The organism is Sphingomonas sp. CCH9-F2 (genome assembly GCF_001556735.1).
Lineage (GTDB): Bacteria > Pseudomonadota > Alphaproteobacteria > Sphingomonadales > Sphingomonadaceae > Sphingomonas > Sphingomonas ginsenosidimutans.
On sequence record NZ_LSJO01000007.1, the window covers coordinates 1 to 16,317 of the forward strand.

A 16,317-nucleotide genomic window follows, 5' to 3' on the forward strand; every position below is an offset into this window, starting at 1 on the left:
CCCCCGCCGTCCCCGCCCCGACGCTGCCCGAACGGTCGGATGCGGAGGTGGAGGGCGTGTACGCCGACGTGCTGCGCGCGATCGTCGAGGATGACGAGGCGGGCGGCCGCCCCGCCGCGGTGCTGTTCCAGGATTTCCAGGTCCGCTGCCGGATGGCCGGGATCGCGCGCCCCGCGCTCGACCTGCCCGCCTTCAGCCGTCGGCTGTCGTGCGCGCGCGCGGGCATCTTCGATCCCCATGCCGACGAATGGGCCGGCGCGCTCGCGCTGGCGCAGGGGCTGCCCGACGACATGCTGGGCGCGTTCCTGCTGGTCGCGAAGGCCGCGCGCGACGGCGACCCCTGCCCCTCCGACGAAGCGATCGCCGCCACCTACGGAACCAGCTCGATCGGGCGCGTGCGGCGACTGATCGGCTATATCGAAAGCCGCGACCTGTTCGTGACCCGCACCGACATGGCGGGCAAACGCTCGATCACCATCCCGCATCTGGGCTGGACCACCGCGGCGGCGGAAGCGGCGGCCTAGGCCAGCAGCCGTCCTCCCAGCGAAAGCCGGGATCTCTTGCCGCGAGGGCGCGCCCAATGGCGAAAGGCCCCAGCCTGCGCCGGGGCGACGTGCCTATCGCAGGCTCTTCGCGAACCCCTCGGGGTCCGCCGCATCCGGCACCCAGTGGGTGCCGTCGCGGTCGAATTCCATGTCGATCTGCCCGCTCGCGCGGTCGATGCGGACCAGGCATTTCTTCCAGCCCTCACCCCCCGCCACCGCGGTCGCATCGCGCAGTTCCTGGAACAGCGTCAGCGCGCGGAACCCGTCAGGGGTCGCGGCCTCCCATTCGTCGCCCCAATAGACGTAGCCGAACAGCCGCGTCCGCTCGGCGACCTCCGCCACCACCACGATCCGTTCCCAAGGGCGCCCGGCGAATTTCGATCCGCGCACGATCTCGCTGCCGATCTCCTGCACCAGTTCGTCGGCGCGCCGCTGGTCGAAGGCCGTCTGCGTCATCACCACACCCATATCACTTGCGATCACCGGCCGTCACCGCGCCAGCCGCACGCTCATCTCGGCGGCGGGCACGCGGTCGAACACCTGCCCGGCAGCATTGGCGAACAGTTCCTGATTGTCAAAGACGCGGCGCCCCGCATCGTTGAACACCTCGTAACTGACGCCGACCTGGTCCGGGCGCCCCGCCTTCCCGCCGATCAGTTCGACGTTGACCTTCACCGTCCCGCCGTGGCCGATCCAGTCGGCCCATTCGTTCTCCAGCTTCTTGTAGGCGGAACGGTTGAAGTTGAAATTCTGCGGGAACATGTTGCGCGTTCCCTGATCGCCCAGGAAGCGGTGGCCGATCACATGGCCGGCATCGTCGTCCGCCTTCCCGCGCCCGCGCACGCTGTCCTGCGCGTCCAGTTCCGCCTTGCCGCGCGGCGTCCCCGCCGGCTGAAGCTCGCGCAGCGTCGCGGTGACGCGCGTCGGCTCGCCCGCGGCGTTAAGCGTCCATTCGGCGGAATTGGCGCCGATCTTCGCGCTGTGGACGCCCGCCCGCGCGGTCGCCTGCGTGCCGCCGGCGAAGAAATCATCCAGCTGGCGCCGCGTCGCCATTATCGAATCGCGCGCACCGGCAGGCAGCTTGGCGAGCGCGCCATCGGGGATCGCGTTGATCGCATCGCGCACCTTTTCCAGTGCGGGCGCCAGCGTGCTGCGCAACGCCGGATTGTGCGCGATCGCGCTGACCGAATCGCTGACCGTCTGCGCCCATTTGCCGACCTTGCCCAGCTTGGCGAGATCGCCGACGCCGACCGCGATGCCCAGCGCGGAAATGCCGGCATTGCCCAGATGGCCGCCCGCCTCGCCCCAATTGCCGGAGACGGCCGAACCGATCGACCGCCCGACCGAGACGACCGCATTGGTCCCGTCCGAAATCGGCGTCGGATCGACGATGCCGGTGATGTCGAGCGCCATCTGGCCCAGGTCCAGCCCCAGCTGCACCGGGTCCGGCCCGGCCCCCGCGGCGGCCCCCGGCGGCGGGGCATTGTCGTTGCCGGCATCCAGCGCGCGCGCCAGTTCGCCGCGTTCGACCGCGGTCAGATTGGCCTCGACCTGCGTCTGTAGCGTCCCGGCGCGCTGCGGATCGCCATGCGCCAGCGTGGTCAGCCGCGTGGCGAGTGCGGCGGCATCGAACGTGCCGCCGGCGCGCGCCTGCGCGGTCAGCGCCGCGGCATCGCCGTCGGACGGCGCAGCGCCGCCACCGGTGGCGTTTCCTGACAGGGCATTGAGGGCGACCATGGCTTCATCCCGGACGACATGTACCGGGCGCCTTGAAGCAGATCGCGGCCGCCGCGCCGATAATCGGAACGACTATCCCCGTCGGCGCCGCGTCACTTGACCTCCAGCGCGCGGCTCAGCGTCGTCGTCGGCTTCGACAGGCTGTCGTAGACGAAGCTCGCGCCCAGCCCGGCGGCGGCCAGTCCGGCCAGCCCCATGATCGCATATTGGAACGCGGACGAGAATGCGCGCGACCGCTCGACCCGGCGCGCCATCCGCGCCTCGTGCATCAATCGCGTCTCGGCGCGGCGTTCCTGCGCCTGATGCTCGTCGGTCTTGACCGGGCGAGAGGCGTGGCGCGGTTCGTCGATCAGCGACTTGACCGAGATGCGGTCCTGCGTCTGGACGCCGAAGAAGCGCCCCTTGCCCCAGCGCACGCGCCCGACCAGCACGATCGTGCCGCGGCGTACCTCGATATAGGCGCCCGGTTCGGGCGGGGTGTCGCACCCGGCCATGAACCCGCGCGACGATACGTTGTGGATGACCACGTCGACCCATGATGCCCCCAGTCGCATGCGCGACGGGATGAGGACGGTGATCCGTTCCTCACGGGGCCGAAAGCCCGCCTGCATCTTCGCCAGCACGATCGTGCTTCCCCGGTTACGTCATCCAGCATCCCGGATGCGTTAAAATCGAGAAGATGGGGTTAACGAACCGTCGAAGCGCGCGCTTTTGCAAACCTTTGTGCCGCCGCCGCGCGGGGGCGCGTGCCGAGGCCGGCGGCACCCCCGCGCCCGCGTGTCAGATCATCCCCAGCGCCTGCATGTACACTTCCAGGATCGACTGTTCTTCCTGATATTCCTCGCGCTTCTTCTTTCGGATCTGCAGGATCTTGCGGATCGCCTTGGCGTCGTAGCCGCGGCTCTTGGCCTCCGCCATGACGTCCTTGATGTCGTCGGCGATGCCCTTCTTCTCTTCTTCCAGCCGCTCCGCGCGCTCGATCAGCAGCCGCAGCTCGTCGGCCGCCACATGCCCGCCACCCATGCCTTCGCCACGTTCTTCCGCCATGTGCCATCGTCCCCAAATGCCGGACGCCGCCCGTGCCGGGCGCGAATCGCGCTTGCGGCGGACGGCGTCATGAAACCCCGATTGTCCGGTGCGGCGGCGCGTCTATCGTCCCGCGCCGCCGGGCTCAAGCCTTACGCGGCAGGTCGTTTGGCCACCACCCCGCGGTGCATGACGAAATCGACATGCTCCAGCCGCGTGACGTCCTCCAGCGGCGAACCGGTGACGGCGATGATGTCGGCGCGCTTGCCCGGCGCCAGCAGCCCCACGTCGTCACGTCCCAGCAGGTCGGCGGCGTCGACCGTGGCGCTGCGGATCGCCTGCGCGGGCGTCATGCCCAGGTCGATCAGCTGCGCGAACTCGGTGGCGTTGTCGCCGTGCTTCGACACGCCGGTATCGGTGCCGAACGCGAACTTCACCCCCGCCGCGAAGGCGCGCTTGTGGCTGGCGTGCATCGCCGCGGCGGCGGCCTCCGCCTTGGGGATGGTGGCGGGCGGCAGCGCACCCGAACGCGCCTGCGCCAGTGCGGCGATCGGCGCGATCTCGGTCGGCACCAGCCAGGCGCCCTTGGCCTTGAACAGCCGGATCGTGTCGTCGTCCAGATAGCTGGCGTGCTCGACCGAATCGACCCCGGCCTCCAGCGCCGCGCGCGTACCCTCTGCGGCATGGCTGTGCGCGGTCGCCTTGCGCCCCAGCGCGTGCGCGGTCTCGACGATCGCGCGCATCTCCTCGGGCGTCATCGCGCGGCCCAGCCCGCCCGCGACGTTCGACAGCACGCCGCCGGTCGCCGCGAACTTGATGACCTGCGCGCCCAGCCCGACCTGGCGGCGCACCGCGCGACGACAGTCGTCGGCGCCGTCGCACACGTTCAGCTGGTGCGCATGGACCGCGTCGGCCCATTCGGCGGCCAGCCCGTTGGTGCCGTCGCCATGCCCGCCGCTGACTGAGATCATCTGACCGGCGTTGACGATGCTCGGCCCCGCCACGTCGCCGCGCTCGATCGCGTCGCGCAGCGCGCGGATGCCGCGCGCATTGCCGCCCAGGTCGCGCACCGTGGTGAAGCCCGCCTCCAGCGTGCGGCGCGCATTGGCGACGCTCGTCATCATGTCGTCGGCATCGTCGGTGGTCATCCGCGCCAGCCGCTCGCGCAGCGGGTCGCCGCCGATCCCCCACAGATGGACGTGCATGTCGATCATGCCCGGCATCACGAAGCGACGCGAAAGGTCGACCAGCGCGGCGTCCGCGGGCGGCGCGACGAAGCCGTCGCGGATCTCCGCCACCTTGCCGTCGCGCACCACGATCGTGCTGTTGCCGCGCGGCGGCTGCCCCGGCCGGTCGAGCAGCGCGCCGGCGTGAATATAGGTCACCGTCGCCGGTGCGGCCGCGGCGGGTGCCGCCGCCGGCTGCGCGATGGCAGGTGCGGCCATGGCCAGCACCATGGCGGTAGCGATCGTCCTGAGCATCGTCCCCGTAACTCCCTGTTATAGGGGCGACGCTAGGCCGAGGGGGGCCGGGGACGCAACAACCTCAGCCGTTCTTCTTCACGCTTTCCGCCATCCGCGCCAGCTGTTCCGGGGTCGCCTCCGCCTGGTGCGCGTCCTTCCACGCGGCATAGGGCATGCCGTAGATCGCCTCGCGCGCGGTGTCGCGGTCCAGCCCGGCCGCCTCGCCAATCCAGTCCGACAGGCAGTTGCGGCAGAACCCCGCCAGCCCCATCAGATCGACGTTCTGCGCATCGCTGCGGTGACGCAGATGGCGCACCAGCCGGCGGAACGCCGCCGCCGCTGCCGCGTCGTCAATCGTGTCGAGCCTGTCCATCATGGGTCTCCGGGAGGTTGAACTGTTCGCGGTAACGGGTAGAGGCGGCGCGGCAAAGCAGGAAGCGGCATGACCCTCGATCCCCAGAACGCCCGTCCCACCGGCATCGACCCCACCGGCACCGAGACCGTGCTCCCGCGTTCGCGCAAGGTCCGCGTGCTCGCCACGCTCGGCCCGGCCAGCGACACGCCGGAGATGATCGCGACGCTGTTCCAGGCGGGGGCCGACGCCTTCCGCATCAACATGAGCCACGGCGACCAGGAATCGAAGAAGGCGATCATCGCCGCGATCCGCTCGCTGGAGGAACGCTTCAACCGTCCCTCGACCATCCTCGCCGATCTTCAGGGGCCGAAGCTGCGCGTCGGCAAGTTCGCCGACGGGCGCGTGACGCTGGCCACCGGCAGCACCTTCACGCTGGATCACGATACGGCGCCGGGCGACGCCACGCGCGTGCGCCTGCCGCATCGCGAGATCTTCGCCGCGATCGAACCCGGCGCCCGGCTGCTGCTGGACGACGGGAAGCTCGTGCTGCGCGTCACCGATCACAACGCCGATCGGATCGTCACCACCGTCGAGGTCGGCGGCCCGCTGAGCGACAACAAGGGGCTGAACGTCCCTGACGTCGTCGTGCCGATGGCGGCGCTGACCGAAAAGGACCGGTCCGACCTCGCCTTCGCGGTCGACCAGGGGGTGGACTGGATCGCGCTGTCGTTCGTCCAGCGGCCCGAGGATCTGGCCGAGGCGCGCAAGTTGATCGAGGGGCGCGCCGCGCTGCTCGCCAAGATCGAGAAGCCCGCCGCGATCGAGCGCCTCGACGAGATCGTGGAGCTGTGCGACGGCGTGATGGTCGCGCGCGGCGACCTGGGCGTCGAGCTGCCGCCGCAGTCGGTGCCGCCGCTGCAGAAGCGCATCGTGGAAACCGCGCGACGGATGGGCCGCCCCGTGGTGGTCGCGACGCAGATGCTCGAATCGATGATCGTCTCGCCCTCGCCGACCCGGGCCGAGGTGTCCGACGTCGCCACCGCCATCTACGACGGCGCGGATGCGATCATGCTGTCGGCGGAAAGCGCCGCGGGCCAGTGGCCGGTCGAATCGGTTGCGATGATGAACGCGATTGGTGATGCGGTGGAACGCGATCCGATGCACGGCGACCGCGTCCATTTCACCGTCACGCGCCCCGATCCCACCACCGCCGACGCGCTGGCCGAAGCGGCGAAGAACATCGCCGAGACGGTGTCGGCGTCGGCGATCATCTGCTTCACCACCTCCGGCTCGACCGCGCGGCGCATCTCGCGCGAACGGCCCGGCGTGCCGATCCTGGTGCTGACCCCCAGCAAGGATACCGCGCGCCGCCTGGGGCTGTTGTGGGGCACCCACAACGTCAACACCCGCGACGTCGAATCCTTCGAGGAGATGGTCGCCAAGGCGAAGCGCATCGCGCTGCGCCAGGGGATCGCCAAGGCCGGCGACAGCGTCATCGTGATGGCCGGCGTACCGTTCCGCACCCCCGGCTCCACCAACGTGCTGCACGTCGTGCGGATCGTCGGCGACGAGCTGAAGGACTATCGCGGTCCCGACGCGCGCTGAGCGCCGCCCGCCGCCCGCTGATTGCGGGACGCGGAACACCGCCCCGCCGCCGCGCTTTGTCCGCTGATGGCCGGCAGGGTTAGGCGAAAGGCGGGGCTGGCCGCCGCGGCGGCACTGGCCGCGGCGCGGCGCGCGCCGGACGACCGCTGCGCGCTGTGCGCCCGCCCGCTGGGCGCGGCGGTCGAATGGCATCACGTCGTTCCGCGCAGCGAGGGCGGGACCGATACCGTCCCGCTCCACCCGATCTGCCACCGCGCGATCCACGCCGCCGCTGACAATGCGACGCTTGCCCGCGCCGGAACGCTCGCGGCGATCCGCGACTGGCCGGACATCGCGCGCTTCCTGCGCTGGATCGCCGACAAGCCCGCCGATTTCCACGCCGCCACCCGGCGGGGACGGCGGGTGTAGCACGGCGCACGTGCCCCTCACGTCGCCGCCCCTTACGTGACGTTTTTGCGGCACATCTGCCCCATCGCCGCCATAAACCGCGCATTTCGTTCATCCGGGCGACAGAAAGCGTGACAGTTCCGCAACACCCACCACAAAGCTGCGACTTTGTGTGCAGGTGCGAGCAACCAAGCGCGCGCGCCGCGGTTCAGCCAGTCCCAGTCCCGGCGGCCGCCGTTGCGGCCCAGTCACCGGGCAACACAGAAGTTTGAGGAAGCGTATGCGTAAGCTTGTTCTCGCGGCCGTTGCCGCGTCTGCCGCGTTCGTGGCGACCCCGTCGCTGGCGCAGGACATGGCCACCACCACCACCACCACCACCGACACGACGACCACCACCGCTCCCGACGGCACCCGCGCCTTCGGTATCGAGCCGTATTTCGGCGTGCGCGGCGGCTGGGAGGAATTCTCGAAGGACAGCGTTCCGGGCGCGCCGATCGGCGACAAGCTGAACGGTTCGCTGGTCGAGGGTCTGGTCGGCGTCAACGTGCCGCTCGGCCCCGTCTTCGTCGGCGCCGAGGGCAATGTCGCCAAGGGCGTGTCGGGCGACATCGACTGGCAGTATGGCGCCGCCGGCCGCTTCGGCTTCCGCGCGGGTGAAAGCGGCATGATCTACGGCAAGGTCGGCTATCGGTGGGTGAACTTCGACAAGCGCGTCGACACCACCCGCGATTTCCACGACGTCACCTACGGCATCGGCTTCGAAGTCGGTCCGAAGGAAATCGGCCTGGGCGGCATCACCGGCAATTCGGGCATCCGCCTGCGCGGTGAGGTGTCGACCTTCGGCTGGACCAACAGCTTCCGTCCGACGCTGGGCGTGATCGCCCACTTCTGATCCGACGAGCTTCCGGTCGCCAAGGGAGCACCAGGCGACCGGTCCGCACCAGTTGTGTTCCGTGCGGGAGGGAAGGGGCGGCGCCGAAAGGCCCGCCCCTTTTCCGTTTCTCTGGCGCTTGCCGCCCGATCAGGCCTCCGGCAGCCACTCGTCCAGGATCGCGTTGACCGCCTCCGGCGCTTCCTGCTGGACCCAGTGCGACACGCCGGGCAGCCGCCGGATCGTCAGGTCGGTGACGAATTCCTCCGTGCCGTCCAGCGTCTCCAGTCCCAGCGCGCTGTCTTCCTCGCCCCACACGATCAGCGTCGGTACGTCGACGCGCCCGCCGTTCGAGAGCGCCATGCGATCGCGATGACGCACCGCGGCACGATACCAGTTGACCATCGCGGTGATCGCGCCGGGGCGCTGCGCGGCGCGGGCGTAGACGTCCAGCACCGCGTCGGGGAAGCGCGCCTTGTCCACCGCCATGCCGCGGAACGCGCGGCGGATCGCGGCGGCGTCCCCGCCCAGCAGGAACCGCTCCGGCAGCCACGGCAGCTGGAACAGCGCCATGTACCAGCTGCGCCGCCGCTGCGGCCAGTGCGCCAGCGCACGCTGGAAACAGCGCGGGTGCGGCAGGTTCATCACCACCAGCCGCTCGACCGGGCGGACGCGATTGATCGCGAGCATCCATGCGATCGCCCCGCCCCAGTCGTGCGCCACCAGCGTCAGCTTCGTCGCCCCGCTGGCATCGAACAGCGCCGCGGCATCGGCGACGATCCGGTCGGCGCTATAGTCGGCGACCTCGGGCGGGCGTGACGACGCGCCATAGCCGCGCTGGTTGGGGGCCCAGACGCGATAGCCCTTGGCCGCGAGCAGCGGGATCTGGTGGCGCCAGCTGTAATGAAGCTCGGGAAAGCCATGCAGGCACAGGGCCAGGTGATCGCCCTCGCCGGCCTGCGCGACCTCGAACGTCAGCCCGTTCGCCGCGACCTGCGCGATGCCGATGCCGCTCGCCGGATCGGGGGTCCAGCTCGGCTGGAACGCGCCCGGGGGCGTCATCCGACGGCCTTCCGGCTCAACTGCACCAGCGGCGCCACCGACGAATAATTCGGCACGTCGCCCTGCAGGTCCGCGTTGCGCGGCAGGCTCATCGCCTGCTGGAACGCCTCCATCGACGCGAAGTCCACGTGCACGATCGCGGAAAACGCCGGGTCGCCCGTCAGCCCGGCCAGCGCCAGATGCACCGTCAACCCCGTCACCGCATCGCCCCAGACCTCGTGGCACAGCGGGATGTGCGTGCCGGTGAAATAGTCCGCGTCGAACCGCGCATCGGCGGCATAGGGGTAGGCGATCGAAAGCGTGACCATGTCCTCATCCTTCATGATGTTCGGTTATATGCCGGAATGTGGCGGTCTGGCCGCTGCCGTTGATGATCGTCGCGCTCCCCGCGAACCGCCACATCGCTCTCCCCTGGCCCGCGCGATTCGCGGGTCCGGCGTTCAGCATAACTTCCGTTATGCGCGGATCACAAGGCCGCGATCACGACAGCCGCAGCGAATCGACCAGCAATTCCGCCGCGACCGCCGGCGCCGGTGTCAAACCACCCTCAATCCACGCCAGCAGGAACCCGCTGATCGCACCCGACAGCATCCCGACCGTCAATCGCGCGACGTGCCGGTCGGCACCGCGCGCCAGCACCTCGCGCATCGTGGCCAGCGCCGCCACCTGCTCACGGAACAGCGTGACCGCATTGGCGCCCGCCGACCCGTCCAGCAACGCCTGGTACAGGCGCGGCTGCGAGCTGATCCGTTCGAGCGCGAACCGCGACGTCGCGACATGCGCGTCGCGGATCGGCGTGCGGGCCAGCGCCAGCCGCTCGGCCAGCGCACGCTGCTCGACTAGGTCCCCGCGCAGCCGGTCGACCAGCAGCGCATCGACCCCGGAATAATGGCGATAGAAGGTCGGGCGGCCGACGCCGGCCTCCTGCGCGATCAAGCTGACCCCGATCGCCGAATATTCCATCCGCTCCGCCAACCGGCCCAGCGCCGCGTGCAACGCGGCGCGCGTCCTGCGCTGCCGCTCGTCCAGCCTGTCATGCGGTCCAACGGTCGCCATGGCATCGCATACGCTCACCGCCGCCCGCCCGCAAACCGGCCGGCAAAGATAAGATACACTTGTTCCATATGTGCGACGGTGTTAGCATCGTCGTGACGAGGCGCCCGCGACAAGGCGCTCGATAGTTGGGAGAGGAACAGCGATGTCGCTGAACAAATGGCGTATTCTGGCGTCTGCCGCCCCGTTCGTACTGGCCGTTCCGGCCCATGCGCAGGCACCTGCACCGGAGGCGCCCGCGCCGGCCGCACAGCAAGCCAGCGGCGGGCTTGAGGATATCGTCGTCACCGCGCAGCGCCGTGCCGAGAATATCCAGGACGTGCCGATCGCGATCACCGCCGCCGATGCCGATACGCTGGCGACCGCACGGGTCGAGAACGTCTCGAACATCCAGGCGATCAGCCCCAGCATCAGCTTCCGCGCGACGAACATCTCCACATCGTCCGCCAATGTCATCATTCGCGGGCTGGGCACCACCGGCAACAGCCGCAGCTTCGAAGGATCGGTCGGCGTCTTCATCGACGGCGTCTATCGCAGCCGTGCCGCCTCCGCGCTCCAGAACTTCCTCGACATCGACAACCTCCAGGTGCTGCGCGGGCCGCAGGGGACGCTGTTCGGCAAGAACACGACCGCCGGTGCGCTGCTGCTGACCTCCACCAAGCCCAGCCTCGACCGGACCGAGGGCCTGGTCGACCTCAGCTACGCCAATTACGAAACCGTGCTGGCGCGCGCGGCCGTATCGGTGCCGCTGAGCGATACGCTGTCGGTCCGCATCGCGGGCCTGGCGGGCAAGCGCGACGGTTTCTACAAGGATTCGACCACCGGCCGGTCGCTTAACAACGATTCCAGCCAGGCGGTGAAGGGTCAGTTGCTGTTCGAACCGAGCGCGGACCTGACGATCCGCCTGATCGGCGACTATGCGCATAGTTCGGGCGACTGCTGCTATGCGACCAGCGACTATATCAACGGCCCGACGCAGCCGCTGATCGACGCGCTGACCGTCGCCAACGGCCGCCGCGTACCGTCGCGTCGGCTGGAAGACTTCCAGGCTTCGCTCAGCGCGCCCAGCCTTCAGTCGATCGAGGATTACGGCGGCACCGCGCTGGTCAACATCGGCGTGGGCAACGGCGAGATCCGCTCGGTCACCGCGCTGCGCCGCTTCACCCTGCAACAGACCGATGCCGACGCCGATTTCTCCGGCGCCGACGTGCTGAACCTGGATGAAGGGTTCCGCAGCAAGTTCTTCTCGCAGGAACTGACCTATAACGGCAAGATCGAGGCGCTGAACGCCGACCTGGTCGTCGGCGGCTTCTTCTCCGACGAGCGGCTGACGATGAGCCGCAACCTGTACTGGGGGACGCAGGCGCAGACCTACTGGAACGTCGTGCTGGGCGGGGCGGGCCTGCCGGCGGGCACGGTGTCGGCGGTGAACGGGCGCGTCGCGACCGAGTTGATGGGCGGGCGTTCCAAATCCTACGCCGGCTTCGCGCATCTCGACGCGCGCCTGAACGACCGGTTCAGCGTGATCGGCGGCATCCGCTATTCGATCGAGGAGAAGCAGGGCGCGTTCCGCTACGGCTTCTACGATCCGCGCCCCAATGCGGTGTTCCGCGTGCTGGGCATCTCGCCCGGCCCGGGCTACGACCGGTCGACCACCGACAAGGCGTTCAGCGGCACCGTGGGTCTGCAATATCGCCCGGTCAACGACGTGATGCTGTACGCCACCTACAATCGCGGCTTCAAGGCGGGCGGCGTGAACATCGACGCCAATGGCGCCGGCACGCTGCTGAACAATCCGACGGAATTCGCGGCGCTGCCCGCGGCGGTGCAGGGCCTGATCCTGGCGGTCAACCCGGGCAGCACGGTCACCGCCCCGCTCAACCCGGTGTACAAGCCCGAAACGGTCAACGCCTATGAAATCGGCGGCAAATTCGAATATCTCGACCGCCGCGCCCGCACCAACATCTCGTTCTTCTACTACGACATCTCGAACGTGCAGGTGGCGCAGTTCGTCGGCCTGCGCTTCACCGTGCTCAACGCGCGGTCGGCGACCGACTACGGCGTGGAGATCGAGAACCTGTTCCAGCTGACGCCCGCGCTGACGCTGGGTCTGGACGGCACATGGCTGCCGCATGCGCAATATGGCGACGATCCGACGATCGATCCGGTACTGTCGGGATCGCGGTTCCGCTTCGCGCCGAAGTTCCAGGGCAATGCCACGATCAACCTCGACCAGCCGCTCAATGACGAAATCAACCTGACCGGCCGCGTGCAATATCAGTACAGCGGCAGCCAGCTGATCAACACCGCCTCGCTGGCGCAGCGCGGCGCGGTGCATGTGATCAACGCCAATCTCGGCCTGAAGCTGCGCTCGGGGCTGACCGTGGAGGCGTTCGGGCAGAACCTGACCAACGAAATCTACCCGACGCAGGCGTTCAACACCCCGCTGCAGACCGGGGACCAGAACGCCTATCTCGCCCCGCCGCGCACCTATGGCCTGCGCGTCCGGGCGTCGTTCTGAGCGGGAGGCGATCGATGGAAGCGTTCGACGTCAACCAGATCGCCGACCCGGTCCTGTACGGGGATCCGGCGCGGCTGCAGGCGTTCATGACGTGGCTGCGCACCGAACACCCCGTCGCCCGGGCGGAGCCGCCCGGGTTCCGGCCCTTCTGGGTGCTGACCCGTCACGCGCACATTCGCGAGGTGGAGCGGCGCGCGGACATCTTCAACGCCGGCCCGCGCAACACGCTGATGCCGATCGAGGTGGAGGAGATGAACCGCCAGTTCTTCGGGCTGGAGGCGGGCGTCGAATCGCTGGTGACGATCGACGGCGCGCGGCACCTGGAATTGCGCGCGATGACGCAGGATTATTTCCTGCCCAAGAACATCCGCCGGCTGGAAGCGATGGTCGACGGGCTGCCGGAGGACTTCGTCGGGCGGCTGCGCGGCTATCCCGACGGGCGCTGCGACGTCGCCGCCGATGTGGTGTTCTGGTATCCGCTGCGCGTCGCGATGACGATCCTCGGTATCCCGCCGGCGGACGAGGCGCGGATGCTCCAGCTGACGCACGAAATCTTCGGGGCGAGCGACCCGGCGGTGCGCCGCCCGGGGCTGACGATCGGCGAGCATCTGACCGCGGTGGTGCAGGAATATGGCGCCTTCTTCGCGGAGGTGAACGCGCGCAAGCTGGCCGATCCGCAGGACGACGTCGGCACGCTGATCGCGCGCGGGCTGGAGGGCGCACGCGACCTGACGCCGTCGGAACGGCTGGGCTATTACGTGATCGTCGCCACCGCGGGCCATGACACGACCGCCGCCTCGATCGTCGGGGGGATCACCGCGCTGATCGAGGATCCGTCGCTGATCGCGCGGCTGCGCGACGATCCGGCGCTGGTCAAGAGCTTCGCCAACGAGGCGATCCGCTATACCGCGCCGGTCAAGCATTTCTTCCGCACCGCGACGCAGGATTACACGATCGACGATATCGTGATCCGCGCGGGCGACCATGTGATGCTCAATTACGGCGCGGCGACCCGCGACGATGCGGTGTTCCCCGATGCGCAGCGGTTCGTCGCGGATCGCAGTCCTAACAATCACCTCGCCTTCGGCTATGGCCCGCACCAGTGCCTGGGGCAGTTCGTCGCCAAGCTGGAGATCGAGGCGTTCTTCCGCGCCTTCGCACGCAACGTCGCGTCGGTCGTGGCGGACGGCCCCGCATTGTACACGCAATCGGCGTTCGTCAGCGGGATCCGCAGCCTGCCGGTCCGGCTCGAGATGACGGGCGAGGCAGCGCGCGCCGCCCACTGACCGCGCGCGTCATCGCCGCTTGCCCCCACGGCGGTGCGTCATCAGGTCGGGGCGGGGCGGCAGCACCCAGCCGGCGGGCGGTTCCACGCGCTGCCGGCTGGTGCCCAGCCCCATGCTGCCGGGGCGCTGGCGTTCCAGCCCGTGTGTGTCGGCGGCGGCGGCCTGTTCGTCGCTGGCGCCGCCACGGATCAGGTTGATGCGATCGCGCAGCCGCCGCGCCTCCTCGAAATCCAGCGCCGCGGCGGCGGCCTCCATTTGCGCGTGCAGCGCGGCGATATCCTCGGTCATGCCGCATCAACGCACCATCTGCGCGATCGGTGCGCCTGAGAACCGTGCTAGGCCGAAACGCGATGACGGCCCCTGCCACGATCGATTCGCTGCGCCACGCGCTCCACGCCGGGCAACACGCCGCGGCGGCGCGCGATGCCGAACGGCTGCTGGCGGCCAGCCCGGACGATATCGACCTGCTGGAAATCGCCGCCATCGCCGCGGAGGCGGGCGGCGATCGCGCGCGCGCCGAACGCCGGCTGCGCCATCTGGTGGCGATCGCCCCCGATGCGCTGTGGGCGCGCGACGATCTGGCGCATTTCCTGCTGCGCCACGGTCGCGCCGATGAAGCCGAGGCGGTGGCGCGCGACGCCATCGCGCTCGCCCCCGACGCCCCGGCCGCGCACGCCTTCATCGGCCAGCGGATGATCCAGCGCGAGGCGCTGGTGGAAGGTGCGTGGCACCTGCGCACCGCGCGGCGCCACCTGCCCGCCGCGGAGGCGGCGCAGCTGGCGCGGGCGCTGGGCCGCGCGCTGCTGCGGTTGGGCGAACCGCAGGAGGCCGCCGCGCTGGCGCGCGAGGCGCTGGCGGCGGCGCCCGCGTCGCTTGATGCCGCGACGCTCGCGACCGAGGCGGCCGAGCAATCGGGCGATGCCGCCGCGGCCGAGGCGGCCTTTGCCCATGCCGAACGGATCGCCGCCGCGACGGGGCGCGACGTCGCCTTGCTGGGCGCGCGCGTGCTGGCGATGGGGGCGCGCTGGCGCGAGGCCTTGGCGCGGCTCGACCGGCTGCCCGACGATGCCGGCGGCGCCGCGCTGCTGCTGCGCGGGCGGCTGCGCGACCGCGCGGGCCGGCATGAGGCGGCGTGGCGCGATATCGTGGCGGGCAAGGCGCGGCTGGCCCGCCCCTATGACCGGGACGTGGTGGAGCGGCAGTTCGCGCAGCAGCGCGCCTGGCCAGCCGCCCTGCCCGCCGCCCCGCTGCGCCCCGACGTCGCGCAACCCGTGTTCATCATGGGGATGCCGCGATCGGGCACGACGCTGCTGGAACAGATCGTGTCGGCGCATCCCGATATCCATGCCGGCGGCGAGCTGCCGTTCGTGGCGGAACTGCGCGCCTTCGCTCACGGGCTGCTCGGCACCGACGTGCCGCTGCCGGTCGCGGTGGCGCGACTGCGGATCGCCGACCGGCATCACCTGCCCGCCCTGTTCCGCGACTTCTACCTCGCGCGAGCCCGGCAATACGGGCTGGACGGCGGCGCACGGCTGTTCACCGACAAGATGCCGCTGAACGAGGTCGACGCCCCACTGATCCGCCTCGCCTTCCCCGACGCGCCGCTGCTGCTGATGCGCCGCCACCCGCTCGACACATTGGTGTCGGTGATGGCGCACGACATGACGCACGGCGCGAACTGCGCCTACCGGCTGGAGGATGCCGCGCATCATCTCGCGGGCGTCTCCGACGTCGTTGCCGACTATCGCGACCGGCTCGGCATCGCGCCGCTCATCGTCCGCTATGAGGATCTGGTGACCGACCCGGAGACGCAGGTCGCGCGGGTGATGGCCGCGATCGGGCTGCCGCCGCACCCGGCACAGCGCGATTTCCACCGCCAGTCGCGCCACGCCCCCACGCCCAGCCATGCGCAGGTGCGCGAGCCGCTGCACGCCCGCGCGGTCGAACGCTGGCGCCCCTACGCCGCCGCGCTGGCGCCGATCGTGCCGGTGGTCGCCGCCGCGCTGGAACGGGGCGGCTATACCGCCTGATGCCGCGCGGTCAGACGCGCAGATACCAGCCGCGCTTGTCCATATAGGCGATCGGATACCAGACGATCGCGACGAAGATCGCCACCGGCACCAGCGCCGCCGCCTGCGTGCCCACCGCCGGGGCCAGCCAGCGGAACGGCAGCTGGATCGCATCGCCGGTCAGGATGATCGACGCCAGATCGTGCAGCACATAGGCCGCGATCGCGTTGCGCCCGAAACTGCCGAACAGGTCGCCCTTCGTCGCCGGGCGGTCGTCGCGATCGAACCAGCCGTGGAACACCCCCAGCAGCGCCACCGTCAGCCCGGTGGACAACAGCACGAAGCTGCTGGTCCACAGGTTCTTGGCGATCGGGAACACCAGCCCCCACACCAGCCC

General features: G+C 69.9%; 16 protein-coding genes and 2 pseudogenes. 7 read left to right on the plus strand and 11 right to left on the minus strand.

All coding sequences use genetic code 11. The features are described 5' to 3' along the window. A pseudogene (locus AX685_RS22140) lies at positions 1-524 on the plus strand (ATP-binding protein); the annotation flags it as partial. Between the two features lie 93 nt (positions 525-617). Here AX685_RS22140 and AX685_RS00215 read toward each other — a convergent pair. The 6 genes from AX685_RS00215 to AX685_RS00240 all read right to left on the minus strand — a co-directional run bounded on the left by AX685_RS00215 (position 618) and on the right by AX685_RS00240 (position 5,144). Next, a complete protein-coding gene (locus AX685_RS00215) occupies positions 618-1,001 on the minus strand; it encodes a hypothetical protein (protein WP_156445570.1) in 384 nt (127 codons plus the stop codon). Positions 1,002-1,034: 33 nt separating this feature from the next. Continuing rightward, positions 1,035-2,282 carry a DNA/RNA non-specific endonuclease gene (locus AX685_RS00220; protein WP_066484239.1) on the minus strand — a complete coding sequence of 416 codons (1,248 nt, stop codon included), beginning with the start codon at positions 2,280-2,282 and terminating at the stop codon, positions 1,035-1,037. Between the two features lie 92 nt (positions 2,283-2,374). Next, on the minus strand, positions 2,375-2,905 hold the full coding sequence (locus AX685_RS00225; RefSeq protein ID WP_066484241.1) for a PilZ domain-containing protein: 531 nt from the start codon (positions 2,903-2,905) through the stop codon (positions 2,375-2,377). 157 nt (positions 2,906-3,062) lie between these two features. After that, a complete protein-coding gene (locus AX685_RS00230) occupies positions 3,063-3,329 on the minus strand; it encodes a DUF2312 domain-containing protein (protein WP_066484246.1) in 267 nt (88 codons plus the stop codon). A gap of 131 nt (positions 3,330-3,460) precedes the next feature. Next, the gene (locus AX685_RS00235; RefSeq protein WP_231738480.1) at positions 3,461-4,753 is read right to left on the minus strand and encodes a metal-dependent hydrolase family protein; all 1,293 of its coding nucleotides are present in this window, start codon (positions 4,751-4,753) and stop codon (positions 3,461-3,463) included. Between the two features lie 100 nt (positions 4,754-4,853). After that, positions 4,854-5,144, minus strand: a complete 291-nt coding sequence (locus AX685_RS00240) for a DUF1244 domain-containing protein (protein WP_066484267.1) — start codon at positions 5,142-5,144, stop codon at positions 4,854-4,856. 69 nt (positions 5,145-5,213) lie between these two features. Here AX685_RS00240 and pyk point away from each other — a divergent pair, with 69 nt between their 5' ends. The 3 genes from pyk to AX685_RS00255 all read left to right on the plus strand — a co-directional run bounded on the left by pyk (position 5,214) and on the right by AX685_RS00255 (position 8,010). After that, entirely contained in the window at positions 5,214-6,731 is a 1,518-nt protein-coding gene (gene pyk, locus AX685_RS00245) for a pyruvate kinase (protein ID WP_066484248.1), read from the plus strand. A 66-nt stretch (positions 6,732-6,797) separates the two neighbouring features. Then, positions 6,798-7,139, plus strand: coding sequence for an HNH endonuclease (locus AX685_RS00250; RefSeq protein ID WP_141396993.1), 342 nt, complete (start codon positions 6,798-6,800; stop codon positions 7,137-7,139). Between the two features lie 259 nt (positions 7,140-7,398). After that, positions 7,399-8,010: an opacity protein gene (locus AX685_RS00255; protein WP_066484250.1), complete on the plus strand. Its 612-nt coding sequence runs from the start codon at positions 7,399-7,401 to the stop codon at positions 8,008-8,010. 129 nt (positions 8,011-8,139) lie between these two features. On the opposite strand, the gene AX685_RS00260 is transcribed toward AX685_RS00255, so the two are convergent. The 3 genes from AX685_RS00260 to AX685_RS00270 form a co-directional block, all read right to left on the minus strand. Beyond that, the gene (locus tag AX685_RS00260) at positions 8,140-9,051 is read right to left on the minus strand and encodes an alpha/beta fold hydrolase (protein ID WP_082740371.1); all 912 of its coding nucleotides are present in this window, start codon (positions 9,049-9,051) and stop codon (positions 8,140-8,142) included. Continuing rightward, on the minus strand, positions 9,048-9,359 hold the full coding sequence (locus AX685_RS00265; RefSeq protein ID WP_197418419.1) for an EthD family reductase: 312 nt from the start codon (positions 9,357-9,359) through the stop codon (positions 9,048-9,050). Before AX685_RS00265 ends, AX685_RS00260 begins: the two co-directional genes overlap by 4 nt. A 172-nt stretch (positions 9,360-9,531) precedes the next feature. After that, positions 9,532-10,107, minus strand: coding sequence for a TetR/AcrR family transcriptional regulator (locus AX685_RS00270; RefSeq protein ID WP_066484256.1), 576 nt, complete (start codon positions 10,105-10,107; stop codon positions 9,532-9,534). A gap of 142 nt (positions 10,108-10,249) precedes the next feature. On the opposite strand from AX685_RS00270, the gene AX685_RS00275 reads away from it, so the two are divergent. Both AX685_RS00275 and AX685_RS00280 read left to right on the plus strand, forming a co-directional pair. Further along, on the plus strand, positions 10,250-12,625 hold the full coding sequence (locus AX685_RS00275; RefSeq protein ID WP_082740372.1) for a TonB-dependent receptor: 2,376 nt from the start codon (positions 10,250-10,252) through the stop codon (positions 12,623-12,625). A gap of 14 nt (positions 12,626-12,639) precedes the next feature. Beyond that, positions 12,640-13,911, plus strand: a complete 1,272-nt coding sequence (locus tag AX685_RS00280; protein WP_066484258.1) for a cytochrome P450 — start codon at positions 12,640-12,642, stop codon at positions 13,909-13,911. Between the two features lie 9 nt (positions 13,912-13,920). On the opposite strand, the gene AX685_RS00285 is transcribed toward AX685_RS00280, so the two are convergent. Next, a complete protein-coding gene (locus AX685_RS00285; protein ID WP_066484260.1) occupies positions 13,921-14,199 on the minus strand; it encodes a UvrB/UvrC motif-containing protein in 279 nt (92 codons plus the stop codon). A gap of 62 nt (positions 14,200-14,261) precedes the next feature. On the opposite strand from AX685_RS00285, the gene AX685_RS00290 reads away from it, so the two are divergent. Further along, complete coding sequence (locus AX685_RS00290; protein WP_066484263.1) at positions 14,262-15,941, plus strand: sulfotransferase family protein; 1,680 nt, start codon at positions 14,262-14,264, stop codon at positions 15,939-15,941. Positions 15,942-15,951: 10 nt separating this feature from the next. Here the strand turns inward: AX685_RS00290 and AX685_RS22145 are convergent. After that, positions 15,952-16,317, minus strand: a pseudogene (locus AX685_RS22145) (hypothetical protein); the annotation flags it as partial.